The sequence below is a fragment of the Sphingobacterium prati genome (genome assembly GCF_013167215.1).
Classification (GTDB): Bacteria; Bacteroidota; Bacteroidia; order Sphingobacteriales; family Sphingobacteriaceae; genus Sphingobacterium; species Sphingobacterium prati.
Map to the genome: position 1 here is coordinate 298,176 of NZ_JABJWY010000009.1, position 20,308 is coordinate 318,483.

The window sequence follows — 20,308 nt, forward strand, 5'->3', positions numbered from 1 at the left end:
TCCATTATGAAACCATATTTTATATTAATTATAGTTGGTATCGCATGCATCTCGTTCATTAGCTGCAAAAAAGACCAATATTATATATTTGATGATATTCCAAGAGTCCAATTTGGGCCACCCATTTCGACGCTCAAACTCAATGAATATACCGACTCGTTAAAATCTGAAACATTCTTCTACGAATCACAGGACACGAAGCAAGATACCGTATATTTTGATATCTACACCGTGGGCGAAACATCAAAAAAAGACCGAAAATATCAGCTTCAACAAGTCCAATTGCAGGGCATAGAAAATGCAGTCCCGGGAAAACACTTTATCCCATTTGATGATCCTGCTGTCGCTGATCTCTACGTTATCAAATCCGACTCTGTACACGCAAGGGTACCGATCGTTATTTTAAGAGATGGCGAATTAAAAAGTAAGACCGTCAATCTCGGTATTTCCATTGTCGCTAACGCTAACTTTGCTATCGGTGAACCCACCAAATCCTGGCGAAAGCTACAGTTTACTGATCGCCTAAGCCAACCAAATGCTTGGACAGCCTCCTATTCCACCTATTATTTCGGAGCATACAGCGTTCGAAAACATGAATTTATGATCGAGGTTACGGCTCAGCGTTGGGATCAAAACTTTATAGCGACCCTACCTCTAGATCAAATGAACTATTATAAATCTGTCCTTGGGATGGCTGTGATAGATTACAATAAGCAACATCCTGATGCGCCCTTACGCGCTGAAAACGGTGATCTCATTACTTTCCCTAATTAATCAGAAGCGATGAAAAAGATAAATATTTACCTATTACTCCTAGGATTTCTATTGGTTTTATCCTGTTCAAAAGATAAAAGCAACTATGACTATAGCGAAAAGGAGCACATTGATATTGAAGGAATTGAGTCAAAATACACAGTCATTTCACTAAAAGATACTTTAAAAATATCCCCCTCTGCAAAATCAAATAAAGAAGGTGAGTTAGAATATAGATGGGGATTTTACGAAACAAATGTACAAGGTAGAAGCGAACCATTGGACACAATCTCCCGTAACCAAAATCTAAGCTATTATATCACCGAGGATGCCAAGGACTGGGTTGTCGTTTGTATTGTGAAAAACAAAAAAACAGGCTATACCCAATACAAGAATGCCACCGTAACTGTAAGTACACAGTTTACGCGGGGTTGGTATGTCCTAAAAGACGATGGTAATAACTCGGATTTAGATCTACACCTAACCCCGCAAAATAATGTGGTAAATGGAAAAATCGAAAATGTATACAGTACTGCAAATAATCAAAAAATAGCAGGAAAGGCAAATTTCATCAGCTTTTCTTCCAGTTACAAAAGCAATGTGTTAAACCCCAGCTCTTATTCTAATACCCGGGCATTATTTCTTGTAACAGAAAAAGATATACAAGCTATTAATGTCAATAATCTAAAGAAAATAAGGGATAAGCAGAATTTATTCTTAGGAGGGCCACAAACGATATCCGGAACTACGGGAGCTTTTGTAGGAAGTAGCGCTAATTATATTCTTAATAATGGACAGCTATATAATATCTATGCTATGAGCGCTAATACTGGTCAGTTTGGAAACAAAGCGATGATTGATGGAAAGAATAGCGCCTATGAATTATCAAAATTTATGATCTCTGGTGCTAGCAATGACCCTATTCTATTTGATAACCTAGGCGGAAATTTCGTCACGCTCGCAAATGGATCCGGCTCCAGTATGACCATATTTTCAAATGATGCTACCAATGATTTCAGCACGACAAATAACAATCAAAAAGCGTTGTTTTTGGGAATGAAGTCTAATATTTATTTACCGGCCCCCGATTATTACTACAAAACGGTTGGTTATGCAATATTGCAGGACAAAACTGACCCTAGTTTAAAATCCCTCTGTACGCTAGAAAAGAACAAGTTTGTCCTAAAAATAAAAAAAGATAGCATAGGACCTTCCTCTAAATTATACGAAGCGAGCCTGCATACTTTATTATTCGAAGACGAAAATCTCCTCTACTTTGTCAACAACAACCAAGTATATAGTAGAAATCTTAGCAATGGTTTTGAACAATTGCAGTTTAGCACCGCTGGAGGTGAACAGGTTACTTTTATCAAACATCTAAAATACTCAGAATCGGGATATGCTTTCAATTTCGTCGTCATTGGAACAAAAATCGGGTCGAATTATAAAATTAAAATGTTTACAAAAAACTCGGGTAATTTAGATTCAAATCCTGTACAGACGCTCGAAGGGACCGGAATAGCACGATCACTCATCTACATTGCGCCATCCGTCTCCGATTATACTTATCCCTGGTCTTATTAGTCCACAATTACTTATAAAATACTAAATGAAAAAACATATCTTAACTTCATTAACAATATTCGCGATTAGTACAATTTTCGCTCAATCACCAGTTCAAATCAAAGGCATATTTGACAAGGAATTTGTCAAACCGGTTAAGCTTTTTAAGGTTTTAGAAGGTGATATGGTTGAGATTGCTTCAGCTCAACCTCAATTGGATAAAAAGTTTGGTTTCACGTTCTACCCCGAATACGAAGGATTTTACGCCATTGGTTCGGGAACAACAGGCAGTCAAACCGATAATAATATCTTTTATTTCAAGCCGGGCGACCAACTTGAGTTTACCATCTCCGAAAAAAATTACCAATTGACCGGAACGAATAACAGCAAAGAAAATCAGATTCTCAGCCGTTGGCACGACGAAATAAGTCCAGTAGAACAAAAGGCATTCTACTGGATGAAAGCTCAAAGTACTTTTGTCGATTTCTTCCCCGACCTGGAGCATGCTGTTGCCAAAGCAAATACCTTCACTAAAAATAATAAAAGTGGAAACCCCAGGTTTGACAGCAAACTGCAGGATTATATCCAATGGGATCTTGCCGCCAACGCGACGAACTTCCTCAATACGCCACGTTCAGCACATCCTGCAGTAGAAGAATATACGGATTACTACAAAAGCCTGACGTTAGCCAATTTCGCAAAAAACGCAGCATTAGTCTATCAAACTCCTTGGGCAAACCGCACTTTGAACGCCATCTCATTTGTATCTCGTCGTACGGCGAATATTCCTCCGGGAAAAGGCATCATTGGTCTCCAGCAAGATCTGGATTTCCTTCCCAATGACACTTTAAAGGGTGATGCTATACTGAATTATCTAGCAAGACAAAAAGATTATGCCAGTTATAAGGAAGCCGCGGATAAGTACCAGTCATATTTTATGACTGCAAGTCAAAAGAAACGTGCTATTGGCATCATGAATGACATGGCTCAGCTAAAAAGTGGAGACCAAGGGCTTAACTTTTCTTTTCCTGACAATAACGGGAAAACCATAAAATTTGCCGATTTAAAGGGAAAAGTGGTTTTAATCGACGTATGGGCAACCTGGTGTGGCCCCTGTAAAGCAGAAATACCGCATCTCAAAAAACTTGAAAAAGAAATGCACGGTACAGATGTTCAGGTGGTAAGTATCTCGGTTGATGAAGAAAAAGATAAAACGAAGTGGCTAAAAATGATTAAGGATGAGCAACTTGGTGGCTTACAACTTTTTGCTTCCGGATGGGGAGATTTTGCCAAATATTACAAAATTACGGGTATTCCGCGCTTTATGGTTTTTGACAGACAGGGAAAAGTTGTCACCATAGATTCACCGCGTCCATCGAACCCAGAATTAAAACAACTCCTGGAAAAAGTATTAGCAACGAAATAGGTATGAACAAACTTTGGATTTACTTCCTATTTTTAACGTTATCTCCCTCGCTTCTGTTTGCGCAGGGGGATAGCGTTATAATCAAAGGAAAAATTACATCATCTGCGGCAGAGCCCGCTACGAAGTTAAGCGTTTCTTTTATTGATGGTCAAGGCAAAAGGGTCGGTTTTGCAACTCCAATAAATGATGGATCATTTGAAATCAAGATCCCAAAACAAGCACGGGTAGTTGATGCTACCTTAAGGACTATTGGCAAAGAACCAAACGCCAGCGCAATAAAACAAGCCATGCGCTATCCGCTCAATATTTTTATTTCTGAAGATGACATCTTTATAAACGCCAATGCCGAGGAACTTGATTTAGCGCAGGTTAAAGGCGGGAAAGAAAACAATGAATATAATAACCTGCGTCAGTCGACAGCGGGATTTGTAAAGCAAAAAAATACATTATACAGACCTATTCTCCAAGGAAAGATAAGCTCAGAACCTACAGAGGGCAAAATCATACTCGAGCAACTTAGCCAATTGGGCAAAAAGGAAATCGCTCTTCAGAAAAAATTTATAGAAGATCATCCTAAATCCTATGTCAGTCTGTTTTTGCTATACAGAATGAAGTCTAGCTATACTTCCGAAGACTATAAATTAGCATTTAACCGTCTTGATCCCAACTACAAATCAACAGAAATGGGGACAACAGTAGCTTCGACAATCGCAAAAGAAAGCGTGACTGCGAAAGGGAAAACCGCACCACTGTTTTCACGAATCACCGCTAGCGGAACGCCTTTTCAATTAGAAAAGATGCAAGGGCGTATCATTCTACTTGATTTTTGGGGCAGCTGGTGTGGCCCTTGTCGTGCAAGTATGCCGCACCTCCAGCAACTTTACAATCGCTACAAAAATAAAGGCTTTGAAATCATCGGTATTGCCCAAGAAAGGGGCAAAACACTGGAGGAATCCAAAGCGAGCTGGCGCAAAGCCATAGAAGAACTCAACTTGTCTTGGACAAATGTGCTAAACAACGAGAACAAAGAGCAAATGGATATTGTGAAAGCATATCAGATCAGTGGTTTTCCAACAAAAATCCTCTTGGATGAAAATGGAAAAATCATTTTGCGCGTTGTAGCCTCGGCAACAGACGACATTGACATTACGCTGAAAAAGATCTACGGCTTCTAATCCTTTTACATCCTTCACTAAATACGCTAATTTATTCTGTATTGCCATGACTTATAAATCCATTATAAAAGCCGGAGCTCTCTTGCTGTTAACAGCCTTAGCATCGTGGTCAAAAGCTCAGCTCGCAACCCAATTGCCGGCCAAACTACTCACTTGCTTTGAACAAAAAGACAGCTCTTTCATAAGCGCTGAGCTGGCGCCAAATTTTTCCATAGCTGGACATACTGGTGCTGGAGCCAGCTTCCGCTTAAACCAAATTATCAAAAATTATCCCCTAAAAGCAGCCAATATTCTATCGGACAAGAAAACTAAAAAAGGAACATTACTTCAAATAGAGGTTACCGATACAAAGGGCAAGACAACAAGCAATCAAGCGCTAGTTGATCATAAGGGGAAATTAATATATTTCAGTCTTTTTGATCAACTATATGGGTTAAAAAGAGAGAACGCTCCCAAATTACGGGCGGTTATTCCTTTTGAAAACAAGAATGGCTCCATTTACCTGCAGGTCAAAATCAATGGATATGAAAGGCCATTAAGACTCCTGTTTGACACTGGGGCAGACGGAATGGCGGTAAACCAGCAACTTGCCGATGATATTGGCCTAAAGGTAACGCGTGAAAACAACGCTTCTGTCGTCGGCGGTAACACAAAAATTCAGGTATCTGACAACAATAGTATTCTATTGGACACGCTTAAACTGGCAGGGCAGGGTATTGCGATCTTTCCTGAAATGGGCAAAGAAGGTGATGGCATTATTGGTAATACCCTGATACGCCAATTTATCACACACATCGATTACGATAAAAATACGATTTCATTGTACGATTTTGGCGATTTTCAATACAAGGGTAAGGGAACTGCCGTACCGATTACAATGCCTGCGGGGGTAATGATACTATCCGGGCAGCTTGAGATTGTCAAGGATAAGAGTTACTCTGGACATTTCGTTTTCGATACAGGCGCTTCATACGACCTGATCTGCTTCCGTCCCTTTGTATGTCAAAACAAACTGCTTGTTAGCGGATTCAAAGCCGAGGCGCAGGCCGCAACCGTAAGCATGGGTGTTTCCTCGCCCACCTTTGTAGGCAAAAGCTACCAATTTGCCATTTCTCCCCTCCCCCCTATGCAGGGCTTACCTGTAACACTAATGGGCGGCAGTGCAGGCAATGAACATTGGCAGCCTGGCTTTGATGGTTCAATTGGGGTTCGCCTACTAAGCCGCTATAATATCACCATAAATCTGGCAGAAGGCGAGGTATATTTCTCCCCCAATAGTTTACATGACCATCCGCAGGATTTTTTAATTAAGAATTATCAGTTTGGCTGGGATAATACCGGGAAGCTGAAAGCACTTGGCGCTGTAGGTGCTGCCGACGCACCAAGTGGTCTGAAAACAGGCACATTGATCCAACGCATAGACAGTTATACGGTCGATCAATTGAAAAAAAATCCATCCCTCATAGATGAGATTCGATTAAAAGCAACGGGAGAATCCATTTCCATTACAACGACTGATGATCATACCGTAAATATCTAATCACGCTAAAACATATAATACCCTCAATTCTCAAAACAAATCATATGAAAAAGCTTATTTTTTATATTATCATAGCCTATTACGGCGTATTCATTTCAATGGAGGCTATTGCCCAGGAAAAAAAAATCCTCAGGACTTATGCGGAATGCCAAGCACAGGCAAAAAAGGAAAACAAACTCATTCTGATAGATCTGTACTTTGTTGGCTGTATGCCCTGCGCGGAAATGGACAAGCAAGTATTTCCGGATCCGGCTGTTACTAAAGAACTCAATGATAATTATATTCTGTACAAAACAGATGTGATGAAAGAAACGGACGGAAAGAAATTAGCACGAAAATATGGTGCTCCGGGATTTCCAACCTATGTTATCGTAAGCCCCGAAGGTAGAACGCTAATGACCGAATCTGGTTTCTTTGGCGTAGACCGATTTGTTCCCCTATTAAAGGATGCTGTCCAGCGCAATAAATCTGGACAATACCTCGCATTTAACAATACGTTGGACAATAGCTATCCCGCCGCTTACAGTGAGCGTTTTATCAAAACAGGTGAAAAGCATAATTTTACGGAACTCGAAAGTTATCTCGGGCAACAAAAGGATCTGTTCGCTGAGACTGCTTTTTTGGCAAATAGTGTTACTTCCTTCACAAAATATAATAATTGGGCTTATGACAATCTGCCAAAATTGATTAAACTATATGGTGGGAATCTACTCCGCAACAAAATTTCAACAATTGCCAAAGCAAAAAGTAAACAATATGGGACAGCACAGCAGCTAGATAGCTTGAAAATCATGTTGGCCTATATACGTCCCACATTCAATGATAAATTATGGGATGTATTTTTGCCTGGATTCGTTACCGATTATTATACTGGCTCCCAAGATGCAGCAACCTATTTTACGCTGATTGACCAATATAAACTCTATCCTACTTGGGACGAACGGAGCAACGCCTTCGGAACAGTCATTCTGGATCAGTCAAAAAATCCGACAATCCTGAAATCTATACGGGCGGAATATCTAGCAGAAGAACAACGAAAAAGATTGGATCCTGTGGACAGTTATCGGCTGACCCTGTTACATTACTATTTAAAAGATTTTGATCAGGCTTCCAAATGGATGGAAAAGCTATTAAAATCAGATTTAGCATCTCCGTTTCTAACAATAGATAAAAAGGACCTGCTGGATTTAAAAGAAGCCATTGCAAAAAAAGACACCAGCTTATATAAGGCCAAGGATATTAAGAAAATTATTCCATTTAAATTAAGTTAACGCTCTATATCATGATTAGAAAAACCATTTTATTGCTCACCACCCTGGCTTGCTCAGTTGTCGTATTTGCACAACAGCAAAGCAACATTACCGGAACGACAGATGCCACAAAAGTAAAACGTGTCGGCCTATTTAAAGTATTGAACGGACGGTTAAAGGAGATAGCAACATCCACTCCCGATGTGTTAGGACGATTCGCGTTCCGCTTTACACCTGAGTATGAAGGTTTATATGCACTCGGCAGTGGTAATGCCCAAAATCAGCAAGGCCTCTTTCGTTTCTATTTCAAAGGCAATGAAAATCTGAATCTCAAACTGACACAAAATGACTATGAGCTTACGGGTAAAAATAGCCCTGAAAATGAGACGCTCTACGCTTGGGACAAACAAGCAAAAACATTCCACGATAAAGGTACAACACCAGGAGGAATAAGTACCTATGTCGATTTCTTTCCCGAAGTTGAGCAGTTCAAAGGAAAATTAGACGGTATCAAAAAGAGCGTCAAGACCGGGAATCCGAATTTCGACAAATTTTTCCCTGAACTCGTGGATTACGATTTCGCTTATTATGCCATATCCTACCTATATATGCCATGTAGCGCACACCCAAGCAAAGAGGAAATGAGCGACTTTTATACACAATTCAATGCTGACCGTTACCTAACAACGGAATTATTAAAATTTCCTTACGGCGATCGCTTTATGAGTAATATAATTTACCGGAAGCTGGATCTTTCCTCCAAACCAACATTTGATCAACAAGTAGCGGCAATAGGTCCAGACGTACTTAAAGCACAGTATGTATTGCAACGACTTGAGGGAGCACGTTCGTATAGTGACTTTCAAGAAATGAATGAAAAATATAAAAAATATTTTACGCTACCCGAACAACTCGAACGATCAAAAGCTGTAGAAGCACGACTGGTCGAAACCAAAACAGGTGTTCCTGCATTTCAATTTAATTATCCTGATATAAATGGAAAGAAAACAAGTCTTGCAGATCTTAAAGGCAAAGTTGTTTTGATTGACATGTGGGCGACCTGGTGTGGTCCTTGTCGTGCCGAAGAGTCACATTGGGAGAAATTAAATGAAGAATTCAATGGAAAACCTGTAGCCTTTGTCGGTGTATCAGTAGATCAAGACAAACCCAAATGGGACAGCTACGTGAAAGAGAAAAAGTTAAAAGGTATCCAGCTGCATGCTGGTTCTGACAACGAACTTTCAAATGCTTACAAAGTCAATTCTATTCCACGTTATTTGCTGATTGACAAAGCTGGGAACTTAATCACAGCAGATAGTCCAAGACCAAGCGATCCAAAATTAAAAACTTTGCTTGAAGATTGGATTAAAAAATAAAAACCGAATATCAACTCAAAACACAAAAGCCCCCAATTATAAAACTAGGGGCTTTCTCTATATTAGAAATGGGTTAGCCAAATTCATAGCAGCAACTTATATCTGGTGATTATTATCCCAATTGTGGATCAGTCTTCGAATGGCTGCCCGTTTCTACACGACCGGCAAATTGGCGAACAAATTTACTTCCGACAATCTGCAAAGTAATATCATACCAACCACTTATTTTCTGGGATTCTACAACCCACTTGATAGATTTACCAGCACCCAATACGGTATTTTTCTTCCAGGAACTGTAAGCATTATCTTTCACCTGCACATGAAGCACCTTGTCTCCTTTATTGCTCGCTTCCAAGATCAGGTTTCCCGTGGGAATACCTTTTTTCCCGATCTCATAAGTTGCGACCAGGGACAAAGATTCCCTATCCCCTTTAAAGCTACGCATAAATCCATTTGGCCCGTATACGGTTAAATCATAATATCCATCTTTAAAGTCAGCACGATTCCAGTCAAAACTCAATTCTTCACCTGCAATCACCGCAAAAGGCCAGAAACTGACACCATCTTTATAGCTCGGTCCACTATACACATTAAAAGGACTGCTTAAGGATTTCGTTCCGAATAGCTTATTCCCAGCGGACATCGTCAGTTTTACGCTGTCCTTATCAACAGATTCGCTTGCATATAACTCATAAGCCAGCGCATTGGAGTTTTTTTGGCCTTTTTCCTGTCTTGCCAATTGTGCAGCCTTTCCTGTATTTTGTAAGGCTTGCATTTCATCAGCAGTCCATACATGGAAGTTATTTGGTAGAGGTTTGGATTTGGCCTGATCAATTGCATAAATCTGTTGGTTACGGTTCAAGAAAGGCAACTCCACATGAACACCACCTTCTGCTTTCCGAAATACCGAAGTCAGATCTCCCGTAATGGCACGGCGCCACGAACTGATGTTATGTTCTTTCACATCCTTACCAAGCTTCTTGTCGAAGAAATACTCCATAAATTGAATGGTCGAAGTGATGTCGCACACCTCCGAATTAACCCAGCCACCTTTGCTCCATGGAGATGCGATGATCAATGGCACCCGATAGCCCAGACCAACCGGCCCCTCGGTGGCATGCTCCTGTTTCTCGCCACTGGCAAGTTCCTGTTCCAAACTCACATATTCATCGCTATAATCCAATCCTGCTGAAGTTTTTCCGGACCGGGCATCTGCCGGATTAGGAGCTACAAACGGTGGAATATGATCGAAATAACCGTCATTCTCATCATAATTGAGCACAAAAATTGTTTTCTTCCAAACTTCAGGATTTTCAGTCAGAATATTCAGAATTTCGGACACATACCAAGCCCCGTACATCGGTGCACTCGGGTGATCAGAAAAACATTGTGGTGCAACCAGCCAAGATACAGTAGGTAAATTCCCAGACTTTACATCTTTCCGAAACTGATGTAATACATCCCCTTTTGGTACAGTAATCTGTTCTCCTTCGTGTAATACTGAAGTCGTCTCACGATAAAACGCGTCATCCTCATTTGTCTGGAAAGCACGTTCATGCAATGCGATTTGCTCCTTTGGGAGCTTTTGAAACGCCTGCTCGGTCAACCGTTCTAGCTGCTTCCTATAGCTTCGCAACTGCTCTTGTTTCTGCTTAAGCTTATTTTGGGTTTTCTGGACGCTTTCAGTTCCATTATTCGCCAATGTTTTTTCAAGCTCCTGGATCTCAGCAGGCAGTTCAGAAATACGCTTGCGCATAAATTCCAGATGGCTCTTCTTAAATTCTATATGATATTGCGAAAACCATTCCAGGTTATTGTCTGTAAAATTGCCCAGCCATTCTTCCCCATTCAGGCCACTCTCCATACTGACTTCATTCTGGTATACCTTCCAGGGAATACCGGCTTCCTGCAGACGTTCAGGAAAGGTTTTCCAATGTGCCCAACGGTTAAAATAAATATCTGAGTTGCGGATCAAAGGTTTTGCACCTTTATGGGGTACACAAGTTCCTGTCCAGAAAAAATGCCGGTTGGTCGTCGTTCCTGTGATGGAAGAACAAAAGTGCTGGTCACAGATCGTAAATGCATCAGCCAGCGCATAATAGAAAGGAATATCTTCACGGGTATAGTAACCCATGGTCAACGGAATTTCACTCAGCACTTTCCCTCCCGGGCGTTTTGCTTCAATCCAGTTATCATGTTTACCTTTGTTACGTGCTGCCATTTGATTTTCCCAAGAATGAGGAAGATTTCCTGTCCAGGCGGCATTGGAGTTTTTTATATCTAATCGAAAAGGCGAATAAGTCTTGCCTGAGGCCGATGCTTGCAGCCATACCGGATTGCCGCTAGGCAATTGAATTGCCCTTGGATCATTGAATCCTCGCACACCGCGCAACGTGCCAAAACTATGGTCAAATGAACGGTTTTCCTGCATTAATAAAACAATATGTTCAGCATCTAAAAATGAGCTCCCTGCAACCGGTTCAATTGCTAGCGCACGTTGTATCGCATCTGGAACAGCATTCTGTAAACCAAAAATACCAGCCAACAAAGACGCCTTCTTGATAAAATCTCTTCTACTATCCATAAAATATTTCTTGTCTCTCTTATAAATTCAAATGGTATACCAACGAATATATTCATTCGCCAGCGCTTTTTATGTAACGTTTTTAACAAAAATCCCCGCACACGATTGATAAGGTGCACGGGGATAGCTTTTTCACATTAAATCAATAGATCAATGCATTAAATATTATTTAAGAAGCCACATGGATTGATTTGGATCGTCTACTCCGTTAAATTGCCGCTTGACAGCCTCTTTCACATTTTCAGAGTTATAGTTATACTCTCGATCTTTATATTTCCACCTAACCGGGATTTTGTCTGTAGCTTCCGAGTTCATGCTCGAACTTGGATTGACCTTCCAGACAGGGTAGCCGGTGCGACGATAATCATAGTAAGGCGTGTAGCTCAATTGAAGATAGCTAGCCAGATATTTCTGCAAAATAATTTCCGCAATTTGCTTTTCGATTTCTTGGGGAAATTCCTGTCCATATGTTGCAATTGCCGCGCTAATATAAGTTGCATCCATAAACATTTTATGAGTATACTGATCTTGATTTGGTGTATTATCCGCCGCGAATTTCATAGATGCCTCAATCCCTCTTTTATACCAATCCACAGCAGCGCCACCGATCCATCCACGTGCGGTCGCTTCTGCCATAATAAAACAGAATTGTGCATAGGAATATTGTTGTGTTGGCTCTCCAGTGACGAGTTCAGAATAGCGATCATTTAATTTCGAAAAGTCTTTCGTTACAACGATATCTGCAATATCACCGAAAGGCAACGAAGGATCTACACCAACGTAAGCGTCGAAGTCATTTTGCTGTTTACCATTAGCAACTTTTAAAGCAGACGGTGCCGCATAATAGAAAAGACGTCGATCTTTTTTTTGTTTCAATGGATTTATTATTTCCGAAGACACCATCGGATAAATTACAAAACTATTGCTCACTTTGTAAAAAGGATAAGTCTGGCCACTTTTATCCGCACGTATCAATTGAAAATTATCAGCGTTTGAAGCAAACAAAACGCCGCTATCAACGATTTTTTTGAAGCGTTCTTTCACCTTCAAATCAGGATCAGCAGCCTTGCGGCTGAGTTGAATGAGCACATTTAATGCAAAGGTATTGGTAAATTTCCGCCATTGCAAAGTGTTACCAGCATAAACCGGATCTCCGGTGAATTTATCTCCGGCCTGAAACAACTGATCCGCTTTTTCTAATTCAGCCAATATCCCCAAAAAGACATCCTTCTGCAGATCATATTTAGGAAAGTATACTTTTTCGGATTCACCTTGCAGTGCTTCCCGATAGGGTATATCGCCCAGCTTCATTGTACCCTCAAAAAAACGTATTGCACGTGCCAAATGCATGATGCCTGCATAAGATTTTGCCAAGCCGTCAGTTGTGGCAAAGTCCACCATATACTGCGCATCATTCAGGCCCGTGAGTGAGGATTCCTCTTCACCAAGATTATTGTATTGATAGCCCTCTGGAAGTTCAGTCCACGCGACCTGCTTGGTCAACATATAAGGTTGCATAAACGATTTTTGGGAAGGGGGATTTGCCAATCCTAAAATGATCCGTTCGGATATCATCGACGAATTAACGACTTTGGGCATCTCAGGATCTGTATTTATCTCTTCAAATTTGGAACAGCCCATTGTAGCAAATAATAAGGCCACGGCTATTCCCCATGTATAGTTGTTGAATCTATTTTTCATTGTATTCAATAAATTTAAAAGGTCACGTTCAAATTAAAGCCAATGTAACGCATTGATGGAGAACTCAAGTCTTCCTGTCCTCGATCGGGATCAGAAAACCTATATTCCTTTGTCCATAAAAATAAGTTTTGCCCAGTGACGCCGATACTGGCCTTTTTGGCTTTGATCTTTTGAGCAAAGGCAGTGGGCACCGTATAATTGATAGATAACTCGCGTAATTTGACAAAAGTCTCATCCCAGTAGTTTTGTCTTCCCGAATAAGCTGATTTCCAATAAGACTCATAAGACACCACTTTATCATTCTTTTCAAACACACGGGTATCCTCTAAAATTTGACCATAATTATCATACTTGACTGTTCCGGAGACGACTTTCACGCCTGGGGCTATAAAAGTTTTATTCCCATTGACCACTTCTTCATAGCGATATTCATTATCAGAATCCGGATGTGCACCTGTTTGCCATAAACGAGCGTTCATCGTTGAATAGGACATCCCTTTGACCCTTCCATCTAAGCTAAATGATAATGAGAAATCCTTATAGCTGAATTGATTTGTCAATCCCCAAAACCATTTCGGCGCAGAATACCCGATCAATTGCGCTGCATAATTTGCAGAAATAGGCATACCTGATTTATTAAGGATTATTTGTCCATCTGGTGACCGTTCCCAATCTTTTGAAAGGATATAATCGGTTCTTAGCCCCTTTTGTATATACAATGCATCACCTGAGTAGCGGGGATCCAATGTGTGAAAATATTCCAAATTTTGAGAAAGATTCAAACTGACGTCCCACTTAAATTGATTGCGATTGATCGGAATACCGCCTAATGTGATTTCATGACCTTTGGTCATCCGTTCTTCATGTGTATTGATTAATCGGTATCTGAAACCTGTAAAGGAAGATATGTTATTATAAATTGCCTGATTATGTAACAAACGATAGTAACGAGTATAATTACCATATAACCTGTTTTTAAGAACAGCAAAATCAAATCCGATCTCTGTAAGATCACGCTGTGTAGGGGAAATGGAAAAATCCTTAATATCAAATTGATAATCAGGATTGGTAACCGCATATGTTGCTGTTGGCGCACCGTCCCACACATTGTTGTTTACCCGAAAGACTTGATTGATTTCGTAGGGGTCTGGGACCGTCTTCGTTACAGCCCAGGAACCGCGGAGTTTCAACATATCCAACCACTGGGGTTTATTGTCCAATAGATCGGAGACAATAACGCTTCCAGACAAAGAAGGGTAGAAATAAGAACGATGCTCTTTGGACAAAGTCGATGACCAGTCATTACGTCCAGTTGCCTCCAAAAATATTGCATTTTTCCATGAGATAGATAACCTTCCATAGATTGCATTACGCATCTCCTTCACGCGAGACTCAATGGAGTTGACCGGATCAATGGAGTTTCTCAATGAATAATACCCAGGAATAGACAGTCCATTCATTGTTCTGGATATCAAGCTATTATTTTGACGGTAAAAAACCGCGCCCCCCGCCAATCCATCCAAAGTAAAATCGCCAAATGTCTTTTTACCCGTAAAAATCAAATCATTATTAGAGCTAAAACCATCATATTTAGCCTTCATATACTTCCCTTTACTGTCAAATCCTCCAAAATCTTTAAAGCCACCACGAGTGCCATAAATACCAATCGGATTCTGCTGTATTTTAGACTCGCTTAAATAGTCATAACCCGTTCTAAACATCAATTTACCCCAATCCCCCACTTTATAATTCAGTGTAACGGCGGCATTTAATTTATTACTCAAGCTTGGCGTGATCTTCTCGTACGCAATTAAGTAAGGATTATCATACCATCCATTATACATCCAATTTTGTTTCTGATCAGGGATTACCCAATAATCTTTATATTGCTTAAGATCATACTCCGGCCCCGTCCAGACAAGGATATTGTAGATATATCCCTGATCTCCATACCCTGAGCCAAAATTGTTTGAAGATGAATTCCTATTGTAGGCCAGCCTGGTTTCAAGATCAAACTTATTGCTTATTTTCGTCTGCCCAGAAACCGACAAGTTTGTCATATTTAATTTTTGGTTGGGATATTGGCCTTTGTTATAAATATGATTTATTGAGGTTCGGATACTCCCAAACTCACCTTGATTTGTAAAACTTACCGTATTATTGGAAATAAATCCGGGTTCCAAAAAATTATGAAAATTATCTTTTCCTCTGGACAGCAATTCCATTTCCTCCAATTGCTTTGTCAAAGGATTCCATTGTTTTGCCTTCCGGCCAATGTCCAATTTATCTCCCCATACATAGTCATTATTGTTAAACTTTCCGGACTCACCTGAAGAATAGCTACTCTGGACCTTTGGGAGCGCTAAGTAACCGGAAAAAAACATATTATTACTGTTTACAGTAATTTCGGTTCCTTTTTCACCAAGCCCTTTCTTTGTGGTAATCATGATGGCTCCCCCCGCTCCGATACTCCCATACAATGCTGTTGCCGTCGCACCTTTTAAAACTGTCATGTCCTCAATGTTATCAACAGGAACATCGCGCAATGTCATATTTTCATAGGCAACACCATCTATAACCAAGATCGGCGTCAGGCCCCGAACCTGAATTTCTGGCGTACTATTAAATTCTGTGCTATTCAACACGCGGACACCTGAGACGCGTCCAGTTAATGTCGTTCCGACATCGACTCCTTTTACCCGGGTCAAATCCCCCCCTTTGATACTTTGCGTTGCATACCCTAGCGATTTTTGCTCCCGTTTAATACCCAGGGCCGTGACTACAACTTCCTCCAAAGCTTCGGAAGACTTCGATAATTTAATTAATCCAGCATGCGTAGCTGAGACTTCTTTAGTCTCATAACCGATATAGGAAATCTGCAAGACAACCCCTTCCGAAGTCCCTGGCAACTTGAAATTACCGTGTTCATCACTTGTTGCTGCTGTAGCTAGGCCCTTCACCCGCACCGTAACTCCAACAACAGGTTGGCCGGTTTCCTGATCGACAACTTTACCATGAAGCTCTTTTTGAACACCGATTGGAACAATTACATCTCTCCTGGCAACACCATTATTACTTTTCGAAATAACATACAGCTTGTCATCAATTTTCTTGACTTCCAGATTTCCATTGGAAATCGTCTGTATAAACTGAACGATCTGATCTTTTTTGAGGTGATCAACATCAGCCATTGCATTGATTTTTTGACTAGATATAGCGGCATCATACCCAAATTTGACATTGAACTTCTTCTCCATTTTAGTGAGGATAGTTCCGATTCCTTCGCCAGTAGTAAACTGAGAAGCCATGGTCTGAAGCGCTAAAGAGTGAAATAGCAGTGCTCCCCCCATAATTTTTAAATAGTAATTGGTTCTTTTCATAGATTACTTTTTATGGATAATTGTTTGATTGAATGCGGTGTTAAGTATTTTCAGCGATTTTTCGAGATCACTTGCCGGTAGATAGCCTGTAAAGCTCTTTGTTTGAAAGGAATCGATCAGCTCCAGATTATAGGCTGGATAAAGGTTATTTAGATCATCCACGATCTGCGAAAGTGGAACTTCATTGAAAGATAAGAAGTCACTTTTCCAATTGGAGGCCGCTGAGGTATCAATAGCAACGACGCTAAATTGTTTTTGGCGGGGATCATAATCCACCTGTTGCCCAGGGCTGATGACAGAATGTTGATCCCCGTGTTTAACCTGAACTTTGCCATGATTTAAAACTAAACGTGTTTGTTGTGCTGTACATGCCAAATTGAAGGCAGTTCCTAAAACCCTGACATCAAAATCACCTGAATTGACAACGAGAAAAGCTTTATTAGGATCTTTGGCGACCTCAAAAAAAGCCTCACCGGACAACACTACTTTTCGTAGACTATCTCTATCAAAATCGGATATTACCGCAACACGAGCGCCCTGACGCAAAGAAATTTTTGTACCGTCCTTTAAAATAACACGTTTGACAAACTTGGTAGGATTAAAATATTGGATAGTGGTAAAAGTTGAATCCCTATGCACCGGCCTGAATACCAACGAAAACAAAAAGATAAAACCAACCATTAACAATATCGCAGCAATGCTCACAAGAAGCTTTGTCCGTTTCCAAATAGGTAAAACTCTTGGGTTTAATTCCGTTCCCGTAATGGCATAAAAAATATGATCGGAAGTCGATGTATCCAAATTAAATCCCCTTTCGTCCAAGGCGATTATTTCTTCCAAATTCGGCAACTCATCGATTTCACACGATGTAAGCAGATCGAGGAATATGGCTTTTTCCTGAGCGTTCAGTTCACCCAGTACGTATTTTTTATACAGCGAAGCTATTTTTGGATCGTTCATCTATACCGTCTTTAATTACATATACGTGCCAGAGGAACGATAAGACGACGACGCGCTAAAAAATAGTTAAGAAAATCAATAGCGCTATTGAAATCTCAAAATTATCGAGAATATACTGGCGTACAAATTTATTACCCTTGACCAATTGATCTCTTACGGTATTGACAGAAATGCCAAGCCGGACCGCAATTTCATGATTATCCAAAAACTCTTCCTTGCTCAACAAGAAGATCTCCAGTCGTGCTTTAGGTAGTTTCGCTATGGCTTCGCGATAGACGCGCTCAAGGTCTTTAAAACGAATGGATTCTTCATTTGAATTGTCCACCAGATTGGAGGCGTCAATCCCATCAAGATTAAATTGAAATCGTACCTTTTGCTTCCTTAGTTCATCAAATACGAGATTCTTTGCGATCGTATATAAGTAAGACTGGGGATTTTTGTTGTGATCTAATTCGCTCCATTTGTTCCAAATACGCGAAAATGTCTCTTGAACTAAATCAGCAGCAATGCCTTCCTCTTTCAGATGTAAAAAGGCATATTTATATACTTTGTCTTTATAAGACAAAAAGAAATTTTTAAAATCCGGAATGGTTTTGTTTTCAATAGGCATCCTTCACCACTTATAATTGACCCTACAAGTTTAGGTAGAATTTTTTAAAATACTTTAATGAAAGTATAGCACAGATCAAAGCTCCATCTTCCCGCAAGCAGTTATAACAATTTAGCTATGATTAATTTACATTAAATTAACCTGCGGGGCAATACATGCTGAGAAAGTTACCAGATGTATTGATACAATAAATTCAGAAAATAGCTCGCTGTAATGGGATTTAAGGAAATGGTATGCTTGTTAAATAAAGAATAGCTATTTTATTAGTGGGAATGGTCCTAGGAAGTAACTGCCCCTTTTATAAAAACGCAGGAAAAAATCCAGTACTTCTTCTTCGAGCGGAAAGAAGAATTGTTTATCTACCTCCGTTTTGAATAGATTAGCGTAATACTTTGGCAATTCACTAGGGAAAAAGTCTTCGACCAATAGATTCAAGAAATAACGGGCAAATGGGACATCTGCTTTCGTTCCTTTCTCTTCTTTTTCTATAAATGGATTATGCACCAATGGAAAGAACTCTTCTATTCCGCCAAATACCTCTAATCCTGTTTTTGGATTGAAGAAAACCGTTACTTTAGCATCTGCCGTAAGGTCCAATTTCGATTCCGGAAGTGGTGACTCTTCTTTGCTTGGGAATTTTTGCTGATATGTTTGAAAGAATTCACTCGCAAATTCCTTCACTGCTCGCCCCTCCATAAAAGCTACAGCAGCCTTTTGCTCAGACTGGAATATTCTACCCATATCTTTGAGTTGCTTTTCTGTTTTTTTCAGGCTCTTGTCCTTACCGTTCATCGCTTCAATACGGTAGGTCATCTCATATTGTTCCGGTAAATCAAAATTTACCTCTTCAGGGTTGACCACCGTCATAATTCCGGAGAGATTCCAAGCATCTTTCCAAGGAACGATTTCCATATAAAACGATAATACTTCTGATGGTTCTACAAACTCTTGAATAGAATCCTTAAAAATTTTGAATTCTGTTTTTGTACCAATATGTTTTACGTGGACAAATTGTTCATCCATTTTTACATAGTCAAAAAAACTATGGATTCGGTTGCCCAGAGTTTTAACAGCACTATACAGTGCATGTCCTTTACCCACAACTTCGGCAACAAATTCAGATGACTTAAGAGCAAATAAATGCAGTCTATAATTGTTAAAATGATTATCTCGAACACGGTAGACCATTTGCTGCAATTGTGCCTGATCATGTTGATATCTTCCCAATTCTGCAACTTGCATAAGATGATTGAGGTTGGTATTATACTCACCTGCAGTCAGATAATTTGTGGCGACAAGTTTCTCTATAAAATTACGAACATCAAAGTAATTCGCATTTTCATGCAGTGAATATTCCAATTTTAACTTGGGATTTTCTGGCGCCACTTCATAATGTTCCTCCAAAATAGCGTAAGCCAATTCCGTGATCAACTGTATCAAACGGCCATGAGGATCGATAAACAAGTGTGGGTTGCGTTCACTAAAAAATAACCAAGTCAACACAGCAACGTCTTCACTATTAATATCCTCGGGAAAGTAGTCCAACAGATTCTCGTCCTTGTAGAAAGGTAAAAATTGATTGTACAGCTCTTTGTGAATAGTTCTAAAAGCTGCAAATATCCCTGTATTGGCAATAACATCTTCCAGATAACAGGTCAGATAAATACTTAATGTTTTTAAGGCATCAGTCTGGATAAGATCATTAGTCTCTGGTTCTTCAAACCATAAAGTTGATAAATTATCGTTGATCTGATTCGCAACTTTTAAATAATAACTATCAATATCATTTGCTTTTTGGTAGGTATGGTGTGCAATCCAATCTTGAATAAAAATTCTGTTTCCTCTCATATGAAAAATGCTAAATCCAAAAGTAGCCAAATTTTCGAAATTTTATGACTGCAAAACACATGCTTTAACGAAAATAATTTCGGCCTATCCGTCCCACCAGTAAAGGATAAAGAGCTACTGATTATTCGCCCCATAAGCATAT

Annotated in this window: 13 protein-coding genes; 7 read left to right on the forward strand and 6 right to left on the reverse strand. The window is 39.9% G+C overall.

Features of this window, described 5'->3' with window-relative positions; all coding sequences use genetic code 11:
• The first annotated feature begins 6 nt into the window (after window positions 1-6).
• From HPC41_RS02625 to HPC41_RS02655, 7 genes are read left to right on the forward strand one after another with little or no spacing between them, the layout of a single operon-like run.
• On the forward strand, window positions 7-774 hold the full coding sequence (locus HPC41_RS02625; RefSeq protein WP_172392426.1) for a DUF4843 domain-containing protein: 768 nt from the start codon (window positions 7-9) through the stop codon (window positions 772-774).
• A 9-nt stretch (window positions 775-783) separates the two neighbouring features.
• Window positions 784-2,337: a PKD-like family lipoprotein gene (locus HPC41_RS02630; RefSeq protein WP_172392427.1), complete on the forward strand. Its 1,554-nt coding sequence runs from the start codon at window positions 784-786 to the stop codon at window positions 2,335-2,337.
• A 25-nt stretch (window positions 2,338-2,362) separates the two neighbouring features.
• Window positions 2,363-3,742, forward strand: coding sequence for a TlpA family protein disulfide reductase (locus HPC41_RS02635; protein ID WP_172392428.1), 1,380 nt, complete (start codon window positions 2,363-2,365; stop codon window positions 3,740-3,742).
• A 2-nt stretch (window positions 3,743-3,744) separates the two neighbouring features.
• Complete coding sequence (locus HPC41_RS02640; protein ID WP_172392429.1) at window positions 3,745-4,917, forward strand: TlpA family protein disulfide reductase; 1,173 nt, start codon at window positions 3,745-3,747, stop codon at window positions 4,915-4,917.
• 46 nt (window positions 4,918-4,963) lie between these two features.
• Entirely contained in the window at window positions 4,964-6,457 is a 1,494-nt protein-coding gene (locus HPC41_RS02645) for a retropepsin-like aspartic protease (RefSeq protein ID WP_172392430.1), read from the forward strand.
• Between the two features lie 44 nt (window positions 6,458-6,501).
• Window positions 6,502-7,728 (forward strand): thioredoxin family protein, encoded by a 1,227-nt coding sequence (locus tag HPC41_RS02650; protein ID WP_172392431.1) that lies wholly within the window; start codon window positions 6,502-6,504, stop codon window positions 7,726-7,728.
• Window positions 7,729-7,739: 11 nt separating this feature from the next.
• The gene (locus tag HPC41_RS02655; RefSeq protein WP_172392432.1) at window positions 7,740-9,083 is read left to right on the forward strand and encodes a TlpA family protein disulfide reductase; all 1,344 of its coding nucleotides are present in this window, start codon (window positions 7,740-7,742) and stop codon (window positions 9,081-9,083) included.
• Window positions 9,084-9,195: 112 nt separating this feature from the next.
• On the opposite strand, the gene HPC41_RS02660 is transcribed toward HPC41_RS02655, so the two are convergent.
• The 6 genes from HPC41_RS02660 to HPC41_RS02685 all read right to left on the reverse strand — a co-directional run bounded on the left by HPC41_RS02660 (window position 9,196) and on the right by HPC41_RS02685 (window position 20,166).
• Window positions 9,196-11,667, reverse strand: coding sequence for a phosphocholine-specific phospholipase C (locus HPC41_RS02660; protein ID WP_172392433.1), 2,472 nt, complete (start codon window positions 11,665-11,667; stop codon window positions 9,196-9,198).
• 165 nt (window positions 11,668-11,832) lie between these two features.
• Window positions 11,833-13,368 carry a SusD/RagB family nutrient-binding outer membrane lipoprotein gene (locus HPC41_RS02665; protein WP_172392434.1) on the reverse strand — a complete coding sequence of 512 codons (1,536 nt, stop codon included), beginning with the start codon at window positions 13,366-13,368 and terminating at the stop codon, window positions 11,833-11,835.
• 14 nt (window positions 13,369-13,382) lie between these two features.
• Complete coding sequence (locus HPC41_RS02670; protein WP_172392435.1) at window positions 13,383-16,748, reverse strand: SusC/RagA family TonB-linked outer membrane protein; 3,366 nt, start codon at window positions 16,746-16,748, stop codon at window positions 13,383-13,385.
• 3 nt (window positions 16,749-16,751) lie between these two features.
• On the reverse strand, window positions 16,752-17,708 hold the full coding sequence (locus HPC41_RS02675; protein WP_172392436.1) for a FecR family protein: 957 nt from the start codon (window positions 17,706-17,708) through the stop codon (window positions 16,752-16,754).
• 55 nt (window positions 17,709-17,763) lie between these two features.
• Window positions 17,764-18,318, reverse strand: coding sequence for an RNA polymerase sigma factor (locus HPC41_RS02680; protein ID WP_172392437.1), 555 nt, complete (start codon window positions 18,316-18,318; stop codon window positions 17,764-17,766).
• Window positions 18,319-18,573: 255 nt separating this feature from the next.
• Window positions 18,574-20,166: a DUF3843 family protein gene (locus HPC41_RS02685; RefSeq protein WP_172392438.1), complete on the reverse strand. Its 1,593-nt coding sequence runs from the start codon at window positions 20,164-20,166 to the stop codon at window positions 18,574-18,576.
• Between the last annotated feature and the right edge of the window lie 142 nt (window positions 20,167-20,308).

Bases quoted from the DNA above. Each gene is read 5' to 3' on its own strand.
- HPC41_RS02625 (WP_172392426.1), top strand. From the start codon at position 7: ATGAAACCATATTTTATATTAATTATAGTTGGTATCGCATGCATCTCG.
- HPC41_RS02630 (WP_172392427.1), top strand. From the start codon at position 784: ATGAAAAAGATAAATATTTACCTATTACTCCTAGGATTTCTATTGGTT.
- HPC41_RS02635 (WP_172392428.1), top strand. From the start codon at position 2,363: ATGAAAAAACATATCTTAACTTCATTAACAATATTCGCGATTAGTACA.
- HPC41_RS02640 (WP_172392429.1), top strand. From the start codon at position 3,745: ATGAACAAACTTTGGATTTACTTCCTATTTTTAACGTTATCTCCCTCG.
- HPC41_RS02645 (WP_172392430.1), top strand. From the start codon at position 4,964: ATGACTTATAAATCCATTATAAAAGCCGGAGCTCTCTTGCTGTTAACA.
- HPC41_RS02650 (WP_172392431.1), top strand. From the start codon at position 6,502: ATGAAAAAGCTTATTTTTTATATTATCATAGCCTATTACGGCGTATTC.
- HPC41_RS02655 (WP_172392432.1), top strand. From the start codon at position 7,740: ATGATTAGAAAAACCATTTTATTGCTCACCACCCTGGCTTGCTCAGTT.
- HPC41_RS02660 (WP_172392433.1), bottom strand. From the start codon at position 11,667: ATGGATAGTAGAAGAGATTTTATCAAGAAGGCGTCTTTGTTGGCTGGT.
- HPC41_RS02665 (WP_172392434.1), bottom strand. From the start codon at position 13,368: ATGAAAAATAGATTCAACAACTATACATGGGGAATAGCCGTGGCCTTA.
- HPC41_RS02670 (WP_172392435.1), bottom strand. From the start codon at position 16,748: ATGAAAAGAACCAATTACTATTTAAAAATTATGGGGGGAGCACTGCTA.
- HPC41_RS02675 (WP_172392436.1), bottom strand. From the start codon at position 17,708: ATGAACGATCCAAAAATAGCTTCGCTGTATAAAAAATACGTACTGGGT.
- HPC41_RS02680 (WP_172392437.1), bottom strand. From the start codon at position 18,318: ATGCCTATTGAAAACAAAACCATTCCGGATTTTAAAAATTTCTTTTTG.
- HPC41_RS02685 (WP_172392438.1), bottom strand. From the start codon at position 20,166: ATGAGAGGAAACAGAATTTTTATTCAAGATTGGATTGCACACCATACC.